Annotated in this window: 11 protein-coding genes; 6 read left to right on the forward strand and 5 right to left on the reverse strand. The window is 67.7% G+C overall.

The annotated features are described in order from the left end of the window. Positions 1 to 122: 122 nt before the first annotated feature. Both AC1DZV_RS12650 and AC1DZV_RS12655 read left to right on the forward strand, forming a co-directional pair. Positions 123 to 761 (forward strand): hypothetical protein, encoded by a 639-nt coding sequence (locus tag AC1DZV_RS12650; protein ID WP_476950454.1) that lies wholly within the window; start codon positions 123 to 125, stop codon positions 759 to 761. 42 nt (positions 762 to 803) lie between these two features. Further along, the gene (locus AC1DZV_RS12655; protein ID WP_476953836.1) at positions 804 to 1496 is read left to right on the forward strand and encodes a hypothetical protein; all 693 of its coding nucleotides are present in this window, start codon (positions 804 to 806) and stop codon (positions 1494 to 1496) included. 16 nt (positions 1497 to 1512) lie between these two features. On the opposite strand, the gene AC1DZV_RS12660 is transcribed toward AC1DZV_RS12655, so the two are convergent. Beyond that, positions 1513 to 2058, reverse strand: a complete 546-nt coding sequence (locus AC1DZV_RS12660) for a flavodoxin domain-containing protein (RefSeq protein WP_476950452.1) — start codon at positions 2056 to 2058, stop codon at positions 1513 to 1515. A gap of 188 nt (positions 2059 to 2246) precedes the next feature. Between AC1DZV_RS12660 and AC1DZV_RS12665 the strand changes: the two genes are divergently transcribed. Beyond that, positions 2247 to 3704 carry a benzaldehyde dehydrogenase gene (locus AC1DZV_RS12665; protein WP_476950451.1) on the forward strand — a complete coding sequence of 486 codons (1458 nt, stop codon included), beginning with the start codon at positions 2247 to 2249 and terminating at the stop codon, positions 3702 to 3704. A 29-nt stretch (positions 3705 to 3733) separates the two neighbouring features. Here the strand turns inward: AC1DZV_RS12665 and AC1DZV_RS12670 are convergent, their stop codons facing one another. Further along, positions 3734 to 4396 (reverse strand): hypothetical protein, encoded by a 663-nt coding sequence (locus AC1DZV_RS12670; protein WP_476953837.1) that lies wholly within the window; start codon positions 4394 to 4396, stop codon positions 3734 to 3736. Between the two features lie 64 nt (positions 4397 to 4460). Then, the gene (locus AC1DZV_RS12675; RefSeq protein WP_476950449.1) at positions 4461 to 5876 is read right to left on the reverse strand and encodes an NAD(P)H-quinone dehydrogenase; all 1416 of its coding nucleotides are present in this window, start codon (positions 5874 to 5876) and stop codon (positions 4461 to 4463) included. A gap of 108 nt (positions 5877 to 5984) precedes the next feature. On the opposite strand from AC1DZV_RS12675, the gene AC1DZV_RS12680 reads away from it, so the two are divergent. After that, complete coding sequence (locus AC1DZV_RS12680; RefSeq protein WP_476950448.1) at positions 5985 to 6803, forward strand: purine-nucleoside phosphorylase; 819 nt, start codon at positions 5985 to 5987, stop codon at positions 6801 to 6803. Between the two features lie 51 nt (positions 6804 to 6854). Here AC1DZV_RS12680 and AC1DZV_RS12685 read toward each other — a convergent pair whose 3' ends face one another. Further along, positions 6855 to 7334: an RrF2 family transcriptional regulator gene (locus tag AC1DZV_RS12685; RefSeq protein WP_028278356.1), complete on the reverse strand. Its 480-nt coding sequence runs from the start codon at positions 7332 to 7334 to the stop codon at positions 6855 to 6857. 127 nt (positions 7335 to 7461) lie between these two features. Here AC1DZV_RS12685 and AC1DZV_RS12690 point away from each other — a divergent pair, with 127 nt between their 5' ends. Further along, the gene (locus AC1DZV_RS12690) at positions 7462 to 9201 is read left to right on the forward strand and encodes a phospho-sugar mutase (RefSeq protein ID WP_476953838.1); all 1740 of its coding nucleotides are present in this window, start codon (positions 7462 to 7464) and stop codon (positions 9199 to 9201) included. On the opposite strand, the gene nirD is transcribed toward AC1DZV_RS12690, so the two are convergent. After that, entirely contained in the window at positions 9198 to 9578 is a 381-nt protein-coding gene (gene nirD, locus AC1DZV_RS12695; RefSeq protein ID WP_476945623.1) for a nitrite reductase small subunit NirD, read from the reverse strand. The genes AC1DZV_RS12690 and nirD overlap by 4 nt on opposite strands. Positions 9579 to 9834: 256 nt before the next feature. Here nirD and nirB point away from each other — a divergent pair, with 256 nt between their 5' ends. Further along, positions 9835 to 12516 carry a nitrite reductase large subunit NirB gene (gene nirB / locus AC1DZV_RS12700; protein ID WP_476950446.1) on the forward strand — a complete coding sequence of 894 codons (2682 nt, stop codon included), beginning with the start codon at positions 9835 to 9837 and terminating at the stop codon, positions 12514 to 12516. Positions 12517 to 12518 lie beyond the last annotated feature (2 nt).

Raw genomic sequence — 12518 nt, forward strand, 5'->3', positions numbered from 1 at the left:
CGCTAGGCCGGAGTTCAGTGCAAGCAGCCCCCCGGCTCCGAAGCGGGCCTTTCTCCCCTTGGCACGTAAGAGGGGTGGGGATGCAATGAACGTAGGTTCCGTTCATCCGCAGGAGGCATCCCATGAACGTCCCGGTCATTTTGGCGCTCGGCGCGATCATTGTGTTCGCCGTCGTGACGGGTGTTGTCATGTCCCGCGAAAAGGATCCGCAGCGGCGGGCGGCCGCGCTGACGCGCACCGGAGCGGCTGTCATGGCGGCGTTCACCGTCATCGGAGGAATCTTCATCGGCGGCTTCGCGATGCAGGACCCGGGCGGAACAACCGGAACGCTGATCACGCTCGCCTGGGTGGTGCCGATGCTCATCCTCGCGGTCTCGGCCTGGTTCTGGCCGGCGGCAACCGCTCCCCTGCTGCTCGCCCTCGCCTCGGCCTTCATTGCTGCGTGCGTGTGGCTCGCCTTCGACCCCGCTGCCCTGAGCGCCTTCCTCAACGACAACGGCCCCCTCATCGCCGTCAGCGTTCTCGCGCTGGCGTTCCCGGCCGCAATCCTCGGCCTGAAAGTCACCGCACTGGCCGGCTGGCTGTTGGTGGGCTTGGGGGTGTTGCCACTGTTGATCACGATCATCGGAAGGTCGGGTGCGGTCGGATCGCTGATCGCCGCCAGCCTGGTTCCCCTGGCCTGCGGGATCGCCTATCTGCTGTCCGTCCGGATGGCCAGGGCGGGTTCGACGTCGGGAACCATCCACCCGGCGGCCGCGTAACGCAAATCGGGCCGCGGGCAAACGGCGGGTAGCATCGGGGCCATGAGCGCCGACGACGACGACATCACCGAAGAACTGCTGGCCGACGCCGGGAAGCTGACCGGGCTGAGCCTGGAACTGCTTGGGCTCGACCCCCACCCGGACGACATGACGGCCGAGCAACGGCTCCAGTTTGATCCCGAAGACCTGGCCGAGATGGCCGACGTTTCTCCGGTTGACCGTCACAAAGCCGTGGGCCAGACGCGCCTGCTGGCCGGACTCCTGTGGAACTCGTCCAGCATTCTGATCGACCAGTTGTTCCGCGATCTCGGAACGCTCAGCACGCTGGATGTTCTCACGCCGGCCGACATTGCCGGGACCTCGGTCCTGTCCTCGCTGCCGCCACAGTTCGCCGCCAGTTACGACGCGAAGTTCACCCAGAAGTTCATCGTGGTCGCGGCCGACGTCACCGCGTCGCTGGTCCGGGGCTGGACCGCCCCCGGCTGCCTTGCAGCGGAACTAGCCGTCCGCTGCCTGCTCGATCAGGCGGAAATCACCGAGGACATCTACGAACTGGACCTTCCGGAGGACTGGCGGGCCGACGTCGAGGAAGTCCTGTTGGAGGATGCCGACAGTGACGCGCTGTACTCCGACAACCTTGACGTTCTCGAGGACGACGCCGCAAGTCTGGATTTCGAGCAGTGGTTCAAACCCTTCACCCCCGGCAACACGGTTCCGCCGTATGCCTACTCCTGAGCTCTACGACTGAGCCCTACAGCTGGGCGGGCGGCTCGGCGAGCCGGGCCAGGAAGTCCTCCGTGAAACGCCTGACTCCGTCCCACTCGGTGTACACGTAGTCACGGGACGTGTCCGTGTCGAGGGATCCTTTGTCCTTGGCGATCTTCTTCATGACGTGCTTCTTGATGAACCCGTAGTGGGTATAGAGCAGGGCGCCGGCGAACAGTCCGACGTGCGCGGGCCGCCACCCCGTGTCCTGCTCGAACTTCTCCACGTAGCCCTCCGCGGTCTGCTCGTCCCCCTGCGCGGCCATGCTCACTGAGACGAGGGCGGAAGGCAAACGCTCGAGCTCACCGCGGTTCTTCTTCACGAAGTCCGTGACGTACCCCTCGTGCTTTCCGACGTGCACCGAGGCCGCCACGATCACGCCGTCGTAGCCGCCCGGAAGGGTATCTCCGGAAAGTTTGAGGTCCGCTGTCTCTGCTTCGTGCCCAAGCGCCCGGATCACGTCGCCGATGTAATCCGCGATTTTTGCTGTTTGTCCTTCAACGGTTCCGTAGGGGACATAGATTTTGGCCATGTGCCAAGTTGACCTCGCCCGGCTGTGACGCACTACGGCCGAAGGTCCCGCGGGCGGCAACGCACGGCCTTCTTGACGCCCGCACTCTTGACGGCGGCGGCCTACCGACATGAGATGGACGAAGGCCCGGTCCGGTTCTGATTCGACCGGCCGGTACACAAGCAGAACCCTCGATGAAAGGACGCAACATGTCCCTGCTCGACTCCGCCCTCTGGGACGGCAGGATCTACCTCAGCGGCTGGCGGCCCGGGCGCGGCGGGACCGGTGACGCCGTCGAACCAGCCACCGGAGAAACGCTGGGCCGCTATGGCGTGGCCTCCGCGGAGGACGTCCGCGAGGCCGCCGCGGTAGCCGCGAAAGCGCAGAAGGACTGGGCCGCCCGCAACCCGGAAGACCGCGCCGCCGTGCTCCGCCGCGCGGGACAACTCTGGGAGGAACACTCGGCGGAAATCCAGGCCTGGATCGTCCGCGAATCCGGCGGCATCCCGCCCAAAGCGGGGCTGGAAACCCACATCGCGGCCAACGAATGCTACGACGCCTCCGCCCTGCCCTCGCTCCCGGCTGGCGACGTGCTGACCTCAAACGAGAGCCGCTGGTCCTTCGCCCGGCGCCGGCCCGTCGGCGTCGTTTCGGTGATTGCACCCTTCAACTTCCCGCTGATCCTCTCCATCCGCGCAGTCGCCCCGGCGCTGGCCCTTGGCAACGCCGTCCTGCTCAAACCGGACCCGCGCACTGCGGTCTGTGGTGGCGTCACCTTGGTCCGGGTGTTCGAGGAGGCGGGTCTTCCGCCCGGCCTGCTCTCCCTGCTGCCCGGCGGCGCCGAGATCGGCTCGGCCGTCGTAGAGGCACCGGAGGTCAGCGTCATCGCCTTCACGGGGTCGACGGCGGCAGGGCGCAAAGTGGGCGAGGCGGCCGGCCGGCTGCTCAAGCGTGCCCACCTGGAACTCGGTGGGAACAACGCAATGATCGTGCTGCCCGGCGTCGACCTCCCCAAAGCTGTCTCCGCCGCCGCGTTTGGCTCCTTCATGCACCAGGGTCAGATCTGCATGGCGTGCGGGCGGCATATAGTGCACGAGGACATCTACGAGGACTACGTCAGCGCCCTGGCGGAAAAGGCCCGCCATCTACCGGTAGGCGACCCAAAGAGCGGAACAGTGGCGCTTGGCCCGGTGATCGACGAGAAGCAGCTCCACCGGGTGGACACGATCGTTCAGGACGCGGTGCAGGGCGGCGCGCGTCTGGCCGCCGGCGGCAGCCATGACGGCCGGTTCTACCAGCCCACCGTGCTCGCCGACCTCGACCTCGCCAGCCCGGCGTGGAAGGACGAGATCTTCGGCCCCGTCGCCCCGGTGATGAAGTTCTCCACCGTGGACGAGGCCGTTGCCCTGGCCAACGACAATGAATACGGGCTTTCGATAGGAATCCTCGGCGACGTCGGGATGGCCATGACGATCGCCGACCGGCTCGACTCCGGAAAGATCCATATCAACGAACAGACAGTGTCCGACGAGGCCAACTCGCCCTTCGGCGGGGTCAAGAACTCGGGCAACGGCTCGCGGATCGGCGGCCATCACGCCAACATCGAATCCTTCACGGAAATCCAGTGGCTGACCGTGCGGCCGGACATCGCGCCGTACCCGTTTTAGGCCGGGTAAATGCGGGAGTTCCCCCGTACTTAGGGCTCGAACAAGACCGAGCCGGTCATGAAGATGCCGCGCTGCGGGACCCAGAATTCCCCGAGCCGGTCCTGGACCGGCAGTGCCGACGTCTGTCCCAGGCTGTGCCCCTGCAGCTGCGCTTTGCTTTCGCGGACAAACCACATCTGCCGCGGGCGCGCCAAGAACGTTTGGCCGTTGGGCGCCGCGCCCGTCAGCCCGAGGTGCCCCGCCCCCAGCACCGGGCCGGCAACGGCCCCCATGGCGCGCAGGAACGTCCGGCTGCGCCACAGCCGCTCCGGAACGGCGCCGGACACCGCGGACATAAGCCGGGTCACCGGCGTCGCCGCCAGCGTAAAATCCCAGTTCAGGTCCACGCCGGCTCCGACTTCCACGCTAAAGGAATAGCCGTCACGCCACCGGATGGAGACCCGGCGAGTGGACGCCGAGCCGATGGCGCTGCCGAAGTAGCGGGGGCAGGAGGTCCCGGGGTCGGTGGTGCTGTGAATCGTCCAGACGCCGGCGGGGTCGCGGATCCAGACCGAAATGTAGCCAGGGCCGACGGACGATACCGGAAAATGCCGAAAAGCCAGGACGTAACCGGAGCTGAACGGAACGCCCATGACGGCGTAGCCGGCAAAGCGTTCCTCTGGACCCGGGGGCAGCGCACAGTTATGTTCCATCGGCTCAACAAGCGAACGGGGACTCTGCATGGCTCCGGCCTCCGGTTTTGCTACATGTGAACTGTTACATGTGGACGTGGAGCCGCCGGGCCGCTTCGGAGATCGAGCCGCTCAGGGACGGGTACACGGTGAAGGTGCTGGCGATGTCATCGACGTGCAGTTTCTGGGTCACGGCGATCGAGATCGCGAAGATGAGCTCGGAGGCGTTCGGGCCCACCACCACCCCGCCGATCACGGTGCCGGAGCCCTTGCGGGCGAAGATCTTGATGAAACCATCGCGGTGGTTGCGCATCTTGGCGCGCGCGTTGCTGCGCAGGGACAGTTTGATGACGTCGGCCTGGTACTTGCCCGAATCAATCTCGGCCTCGGAGACGCCCACGTTCGCAATCTCGGGCGAGGTGAAGATGTTGGACGCCACCTGATGCAGCTTAAGGGGCATGACACTGTCGCCCAGGAAGTGCGCGATCGCGATCCGGCCCTGCATCGCGGCCACGGAGGCCAAGGCCAGGACTCCGGTGCAGTCGCCCGCGGCGTAGATGTTCGGCGCAGTGGTGCGCGAGACGCCGTCGACCTTGATGTGGCCGCTCTCGGTCAGCGCGACGCCGGCTTCCTCCAGGCCGATGCCGGCCGTGTTGGGGATGGAGCCGACGCAGACCAGGCAGTGGCTGCCGGTCACTTTCGAACCGTCGCCGAGGGTGACCACGACGCCGTCGTCCGTGCGCTCGACGGTCTCGGCGCGGGCGCGGGAGAGGACCTTGAGCCCGCGGCGTTCGAAGACGCCCTCGAGGACCTCGGCGGCGTCGGTGTCCGAGCCCGGCAGCACGCGGTCGCGGCTGGAAATCAGGGTGACCTTGGAACCCAGGCCGTTGTAGGCCGAGGCGAATTCGGCGCCCGTGACGCCGGAACCCACCACGATCAGCTCTTCGGGGAGCACGTCCATGTTGTAGATCTGGGCCCAGTTGAGGATGCGCTCACCGTCCGGGCGGGCGGTGGGCAGCTCGCGCGGGTGGGCTCCGACCGCGAGCAGGATGGTGTCGGCTTCCACCGTTTCGGTGCCGTCGGCGGTCAGGACCTCGATGGTGTGGTTGTCCAGCAACCGGCCGGAACCGATCAGGATGCGGACGTTCTGGTGTTCCAGCCCGGACTGGATGTCCTCCGACTGCTTCCGGGCCAGCCGCAGCAGGCGGTCGTTGATGTGCTTGAGGTCAGCGCGCATCGTCGGGCTGCAGTCGCCGCCGTCGAGGTCGAACTTAACGCCGAGCTCGCCGGCCTCGCCGACGCGGGTCATCAGGTCCGCCGTCGCAATCAGGGTTTTGGAGGGCACGACGTCGGTCAGCACCGCGGATCCGCCGAGGCCGGCACGTTCGATGATGGTGACCTGCGCCCCCAGCGAGGCGGCGACCATGGCGGCCTCGTAGCCGCCAGGCCCTCCGCCGAGAATTGCGATACGGGGTGAGCTGAAGTCAGGATGCGTAGTCACAATCAACCATTGTCCACCATCCGAACCGGAGCCACCAAGAATCCGGGCCGCACGCTGGTCCGGCCGCGCATGCTGGGCAGCGGGCCCGGCACGCGATAGCTTGTACCAGTGAGCTATACAGAATTCCTGAACGCGGACCCCTTCGACGCCGCGCGAGACGCCGCCGCCTACATCGCCGAAGAGACGGGTGTCGATTCCCATGACGTCGCGCTGGTCCTCGGATCGGGCTGGGGCGACGCCGCCGAGCTCATCGGCGAGACCACCGCCACTTTGTCCGCCGGCGAAATCCCCGGCTTCTCCGCACCGTCCGTGGTGGGGCATGTGGGCACCATCCGCTCGGTCCTGACCAAAGAGGGCAAGCGGGCCCTGGTCCTGGGTGCACGCACCCACTACTACGAGGGCAAGGGCGTCCGCGCCGTGGTGCACGGCGTGCGCACTGCCGCCGCGGCCGGCTGCAAGACCCTCGTGCTGACCAACGGCTGCGGCGGGCTCAACGAGAACTGGACGCCCGGCACGCCGGTGCTCATCAGCGACCACATCAACCTCACCGCTACCTCACCGCTGGAAGGGGCAACGTTCGTGGACCTGACGGACCTGTACTCCTCCCGGATCCGCGGGCTGGCCCGCGAGGTGGACCCGTCGCTGGACGAGGGCGTCTACGCCCAGTTCACCGGCCCGCACTATGAGACGCCCGCCGAGGTGCAGTACGCCAAACGGATCGGCGCCGACCTGGTGGGCATGTCCACGGCGCTTGAGGCGATCGCCGGCCGTCACGCCGGCATGGAGGTCTTCGGCATCTCGCTGGTGACCAACCTCGCCGCCGGGATCAGCCCCGTGCCGCTCAGCCACGGGGAAGTCCTTGAGGCCGGCGAGGCCGCCGGCCCGCGGATTTCCAAGCTGCTGGCAGACATCATCGCCAAGCTCTGATCCTGGTTCTGGGCTAGGCCCCGCAACAGGTCCTGGAACACCCGGCCGCGGTTATTCCGCAGCCAGGTAGTCCAGGACCTTTGCCTTGTCCGCCGGGAACCGCCGCTCCATCGAGTCCGCGATCCCGGCGATGCTCTGGCGCGCCAGCGCCTGCCGCCAGGCGAGTTCGGCCTGGCGCATGGTCTGGGAAATCAGGCACGTCCGCGCGAAGTTCTCCTGCCGATCCGGTTCCGGAACATTTCCGAGGATCGCCTCGCACCGGAACGCCGGGTCCTGGCCCTCGAGCGCCAGCACGATGTCCAGCACGGTGATGTTTTCGGGCCGGCGTGCCAAGAGAAAGCCGCCGCGGGGACCCGACACCGAGTCCAGGACGCCGGCCCGGACCAGCGACTGAAACTGCTTGTTGAGATAGGCCGCCGGGAGTTTGTAGAACTCCGCCAGCCGGGCGCTGTTCACCGGCTCACCGGGCGGTGTCCAAGCCATGTTGACGCAACTGTGCACGGCCCATTCGACACCACGGCCCATCTTCATATTCCAGACGTTACGTGTCCGGAAATTTGGGTGTCAAGGTCCCGCGAAAGGCCGCGAGATCGAACTGAAACCCGAACTCTCGATTGTCTGGGCAGGAATCGCCCACGATTGGCGATAGTTTGGTTCCATGACGTCTTCTGATGCCGAACTCGCCCGCCTCCTGAGCGATGCCCGCGATTGGGCAAGCCAGGACCCGGACCCCGCCACCGCCGCCGCCCTCTCCGAACTGGTCCGCCTCACCGACGGGGGCGTCGCCGCGGCCCGCCAGGAACTGGCCGACAGCTTCAGCGGCACCCTGCAGTTCGGCACCGCTGGACTGCGGGCAGCCCTCGGCCCGGGTCCGAACCGGATGAACCGCGTGGTGGTCCGCCGCGCCGCCGCCGGCTTCACCGCCTTCCTCACCAACGCGGTCGGGCAAGCCTCCCCCGGCACCCGGCCGCGCGCCGTCGTCGGCTATGACGCCCGTTACAACTCCGACATTTTCGCCGAGGAAACAGCGGCGATCCTCACCGCGGCGGGGGTTGAGACCTTCCTGATGCCGGCAGCGCTGCCCACTCCGCTGCTCGCCTACGCGGTGCGGGCGCTGGACTGCGACGGCGGCGTCATGGTTACCGCCAGCCACAACCCGCCGCAGGACAACGGCTACAAGGTGTACCTCGGCCGTCACGCGGTGGAGGAAAGCGGCCGCGGCGCCCAGATCGTGGCACCCTACGACGCCCTGATAGCGGCGAAGATCGACGCCGTCGGCGCCCTGGACTCGATCGTTCTGGCCGCGGACGGGTGGACCGTGCTGGAGCCCTCGATCGCGGCCGACTACCAGCGCGCCGTCGCGGCCCTGGCAGTCCCTGCGCACTTCCCGGCCCGCGGGCTGAAGATCGTCTTGACCCCCATGCACGGTGTGGGCGGGGAAACGGCCGTCGCGGTGCTGAACGCCGCCGGATTCGACGACGTCACGCTCGTCACCGAGCAGGCGCAGCCGGATCCGGACTTCCCCACGGTGAACTTCCCGAACCCGGAGGAGCCCGGGGCGCTGGATCTTGCCCTCGAGGCGGCGACGCGGGAGGACGCCGACATCGTGATCGCCAACGATCCCGACGCCGACCGGGCAGCGGTGGCGGCGAAGGATCCTGATACCGGCGCGTGGCGCGTGCTGCGCGGCGACGAGGTAGGCGCATTGCTCGGTGCCCACGTCGTGGCGCGGCAGGCCGCCAGTGGCGAAGCACCGGCCGGCGTGTTCGCCAACTCGATCGTGTCCTCCCGGCTGCTGGCGCGGATCGCGGCCGCGGCAGGCTACGCGCACGAGGAAACCCTGACTGGTTTCAAGTGGATTGCCCGGGTGCCGGGGCTGGTCTACGGCTACGAGGAGGCGCTGGGCTACTGTGTTGCCCCGTCGCTGGTGCGCGACAAGGACGGCATTTCGGCCGCGGTCCTCATTGCCGAACTCGCGGCGGCCGCAAAGGCCGGGGGCAAGACGATCTTTGACACCCTGGACGAGCTGTATCTGGTGCACGGGCTGCACGCGAGCGACCAGCTCAGCATCCGGGTGGCGGACCTCGGCCTGCTGGACGCGATGATGAACCGGCTGCGCGTGAGCCCGCCGGAATCGTTCGGCGGTTCCGGCGTCGAGGCCGTCACGGACCTTGCCGAGGGCAGCGAACTCCTCCCGCCCACCGAGGGCCTGCTGTACCTGACCCGGGACCTCAGCCGTGTGATCATCCGTCCCAGCGGCACGGAACCGAAGCTCAAGTGCTACCTGGAAGTCATCCGCAGTGTCGGCTCGGCCGCCGAGCTTCCGGCAGCCCGGGACGAGGCCCGCACGGCCCTGGACGGCGTCCTTGCGGACGTCCGCGAGGCACTGGGCCTCTAGAGCTGCACCTCAATGTACCCGCCCACAATCCGGGTACCGAAGGTAGCGAGGCGGAGTTCCGGGCTGCCGAGGCATTCTCCGGTGCCGAGGTCGTAGACCTCCTTGTGCAACGGCGATGCCACCGTGGGCCGGTCCCCGCGGGACCCGGTGATGCCGCGTGCCATGACGTTCGCCCCGGTGGCCGGGTCCTCCTGCGCGACGGCGAAAACCTCACCGGACAGGGTGCGGAACACGGCCACCTGGCGGCCCGCAATCAGTGCCGCCTCGCCCCAGGCGGGTTCCAGGTCCGCCACGGCGCACACCCGGTGCCAGCCGGCTGCGGCTCCAGTAATTTGGTCCTCAACGTCGTGTACGGCGGTTTCAAGTACGGCGGTCATCCCGGCCCCTCTCTGATACATCCCTTATGGGCTCAACCGCTGCTGCGGCCACATATTCAAGCTAGGCGCGCGGTGTTTCATCCGGACGCGCCGGATGTGTCCGGCGCGTAAAAGAGAGCTCACACGGCGGGAAATGCATTCGTGATGCAGAAGTTAAGATCACGAAACATAAGGGAAACTGAAGCGAAATTACGGTTGCCTAGTCTGGGACGACAAGCTGCAGAGCACCGTCTGCGGCCCATGCGAAAGGCCCACCGTGACCGGACACCCCTCAAGCCACCCGAACCAGGGCGCAACCAGCGCCGCCCCGCGCCGTATTGTGGTGGCCGGCGGCGGCCCCGCGGCGCACCGGTTCGCCGATGCCATGCACGCCCGCGGACTCGATGGCTGGCACGTTACCGTCCTCACCGAGGAAGCCCACCTCCCCTATGACCGCGTCGCGCTGAGCAAGGCACTCACCGACAGCGACGTCGACCTCACCCTGGGCAGCGCTTCCATGTGGGACCACACGGCCCTGAACCTCAAGACCGGCGAGCGCGTCACCAGCATCGACGCCGCCGGCAAGTCCGTCCAGACCGCGGCGGGAACCGTCTATCCGTATGACGAGCTGGTGGTCGCGACGGGCTCGGACGCTGCCCGTCTGCCCATCCCGGGCGCCGAACTCACCCATGTGTACCGCACCCTTGAGGACGTCTGGTCCATCAACAAGGCCATCGCGGACCTCACCGCGAAGCTGGGCCGGAAGGTCAACGCGGTCACCATCGGCGGCGGTCTGCTGGGTCTGGAATCAGCCGCCGGCACCGAACAGCTCGGCGCCACTCCGATCGTCATCAACGGCTCGCCGTGGCTCATGAACACCCAGCTGGACGAGGGTGCCGGGCAGGCGCTCGGCCGGCTGATCGAGGCCAAGGGCTTCACCGTCCACGGCGGGGTGTTCCCCTCCGAGGTCCTCTCCGACGACGACGGCCAGGTCACCGGCGTCCTCATGGCCGACGGCCGGATCATCGACGCCGACATCGTGATCGTCGCGATCGGCGTGCGGCCCCGCGACGAGCTGTTCCGGGCCGCAGAGGGCGCACCGCAGCAGTTCCAGCTGGGCCAGCGCGGCGGCGTCGTCATCTCCGACGACTGCTCAACGGAGGTTCCCGGCATCTGGGCAATCGGCGAGGTCGCCAACTTCGGCGGCATGTGCCTGGGCCTCGTGGCCCCGGCCAACACGATGGCCGAAATCGTCGCCGACCGGCTGCACGGCGGCGACGCGACCTTCCCCGGCTTCGACACCGCCACCAAGCTCAAGCTCTCCGGCGTCGACGTCGCCAGCTTCGGTGACGCTTTCGCCCGCACCGAACACGCGCTCGAGATCGTCTACGCCGACCCCGCCCGCGGCGTCTACCAGAAGATCGTCACCACCGACGATGCCAAGACCCTGCTCGGCGGCATCTTCGTCGGCGACGCCTCGCCCTACACCTCCCTGCGCCCCATGCTGGGCCGCGAACTGGCCGCCGAACCCGGCGCCTACCTCACCGCGGCCGGCGGCGGCGACGCCCCGGAGACGGAACTGCCGGATGACGCCATCCTGTGTTCCTGCAACAACGTCTCGGCCGGAACCATCCGTGACACCGTCAACGGCTGCGGGGCCTGCGACGGCAACGCGCCGGTCCGGGAACTCGGCGAGCTCAAGGGCTGCACCCGCGCCGGCACCAGCTGCGGTTCCTGCGTGCCGATGCTCAAGAAGCTGCTCGAAACCGAACTGACCAAGTCCGGCGTCGAGGTCTCCAAGGCCCTGTGCGAACACATCGAGCTCTCCCGCCAGGAACTCTTCGACGCCATCCGGGTCCTGGAGCTGACCTCCTTCGAGGAGATCATGGCCAAGTACGGCACCGGCGCCGGCTGCGATATCTGCAAGCCGACCATCGCCAACATCCTCGCCAGCCAGAACAGCGCCTACGTCCTGGACGCCGGCCGCGGCACCCTGCAGGACACCAACGACCGCGCCCTGGCCAACATGCAGAAGGACGGCACCTACTCGGTGGTCCCGCGGATCGCCGGCGGCGAGATCACCCCGAAGAAACTCGGCGTGATCGCCGCTGTCGCCGAGCAGTACGGCCTCTACACCAAGATCACCGGCGGGCAGCGGATCGACATGTTCGGCGCCCGGCTGGAGCAGCTGCCCGAAATCTGGAAGGTCCTGGTCGATGCCGGCTTCGAATCCGGCCAGGCCTACGGCAAGAGCCTGCGCACGGTGAAGTCCTGCGTCGGCTCCACCTGGTGCCGCTTCGGGGTCCAGGATTCGGTGGCCATGGCCATCGCGCTCGAGCTGCGCTACCGCGGCCTCCGCAGCCCGCACAAACTGAAGATGGGCGTCTCCGGCTGCGCCCGCGAATGTGCGGAAGCCCGGGGCAAGGACGTCGGCGTCATCGCCACCGCCGACGGCTGGAACCTGTACGTCGGCGGCAACGGCGGCGCCACCCCGGCGCACGCCCAGCTGCTGGCCAAGGACCTCGACGACGAAACCCTGATCAGGTACATCGACCGCTACTTCATGTACTACATCCGCACGGCCGACCGGCTGCAGCGCACCGCGCGCTGGCAGGAAGAGCTCGACGGCGGCATCAAGCACGTCGAGGACGTGGTGGTGCACGACACTCTGGGCATTGCCGCGGACCTCGAAGCCGCCATGGCCAAGCACGTTGACACGTACGTCGACGAATGGGCCGACACCCTGAAGGATCCCGAGCGCCTGCGCCGCTTCCGCTCCTTCGTCAACGCCCCGGACCAGAAAGACGATTCGATCACCTTCGTCTCCGACGAGCGCGGCCAGATGCGCCCCGCGACTGCGGAGGAGAAGGCGCGGGCCGGGCAGCAGCCGGTCCTGATCGGGGCTTCCATTCCGGTCCGAGCCACCACCCCGGGACAGCCTGACGAGAACGAGGTATAGCC

This window comes from Arthrobacter sp. P1_D12, assembly GCF_056406175.1.

Bases quoted from the DNA above. Each gene is read 5' to 3' on its own strand.
- AC1DZV_RS12655 (WP_476953836.1), top strand. From the start codon at position 804: ATGAGCGCCGACGACGACGACATCACCGAAGAACTGCTGGCCGACGCC.
- AC1DZV_RS12690 (WP_476953838.1), top strand. From the start codon at position 7,462: ATGACGTCTTCTGATGCCGAACTCGCCCGCCTCCTGAGCGATGCCCGC.
- AC1DZV_RS12660 (WP_476950452.1), bottom strand. From the start codon at position 2,058: ATGGCCAAAATCTATGTCCCCTACGGAACCGTTGAAGGACAAACAGCA.
- AC1DZV_RS12650 (WP_476950454.1), top strand. From the start codon at position 123: ATGAACGTCCCGGTCATTTTGGCGCTCGGCGCGATCATTGTGTTCGCC.
- AC1DZV_RS12685 (WP_028278356.1), bottom strand. From the start codon at position 7,334: ATGAAGATGGGCCGTGGTGTCGAATGGGCCGTGCACAGTTGCGTCAAC.
- AC1DZV_RS12665 (WP_476950451.1), top strand. From the start codon at position 2,247: ATGTCCCTGCTCGACTCCGCCCTCTGGGACGGCAGGATCTACCTCAGC.
- nirD (WP_476945623.1), bottom strand. From the start codon at position 9,578: ATGACCGCCGTACTTGAAACCGCCGTACACGACGTTGAGGACCAAATT.
- AC1DZV_RS12670 (WP_476953837.1), bottom strand. From the start codon at position 4,396: ATGGAACATAACTGTGCGCTGCCCCCGGGTCCAGAGGAACGCTTTGCC.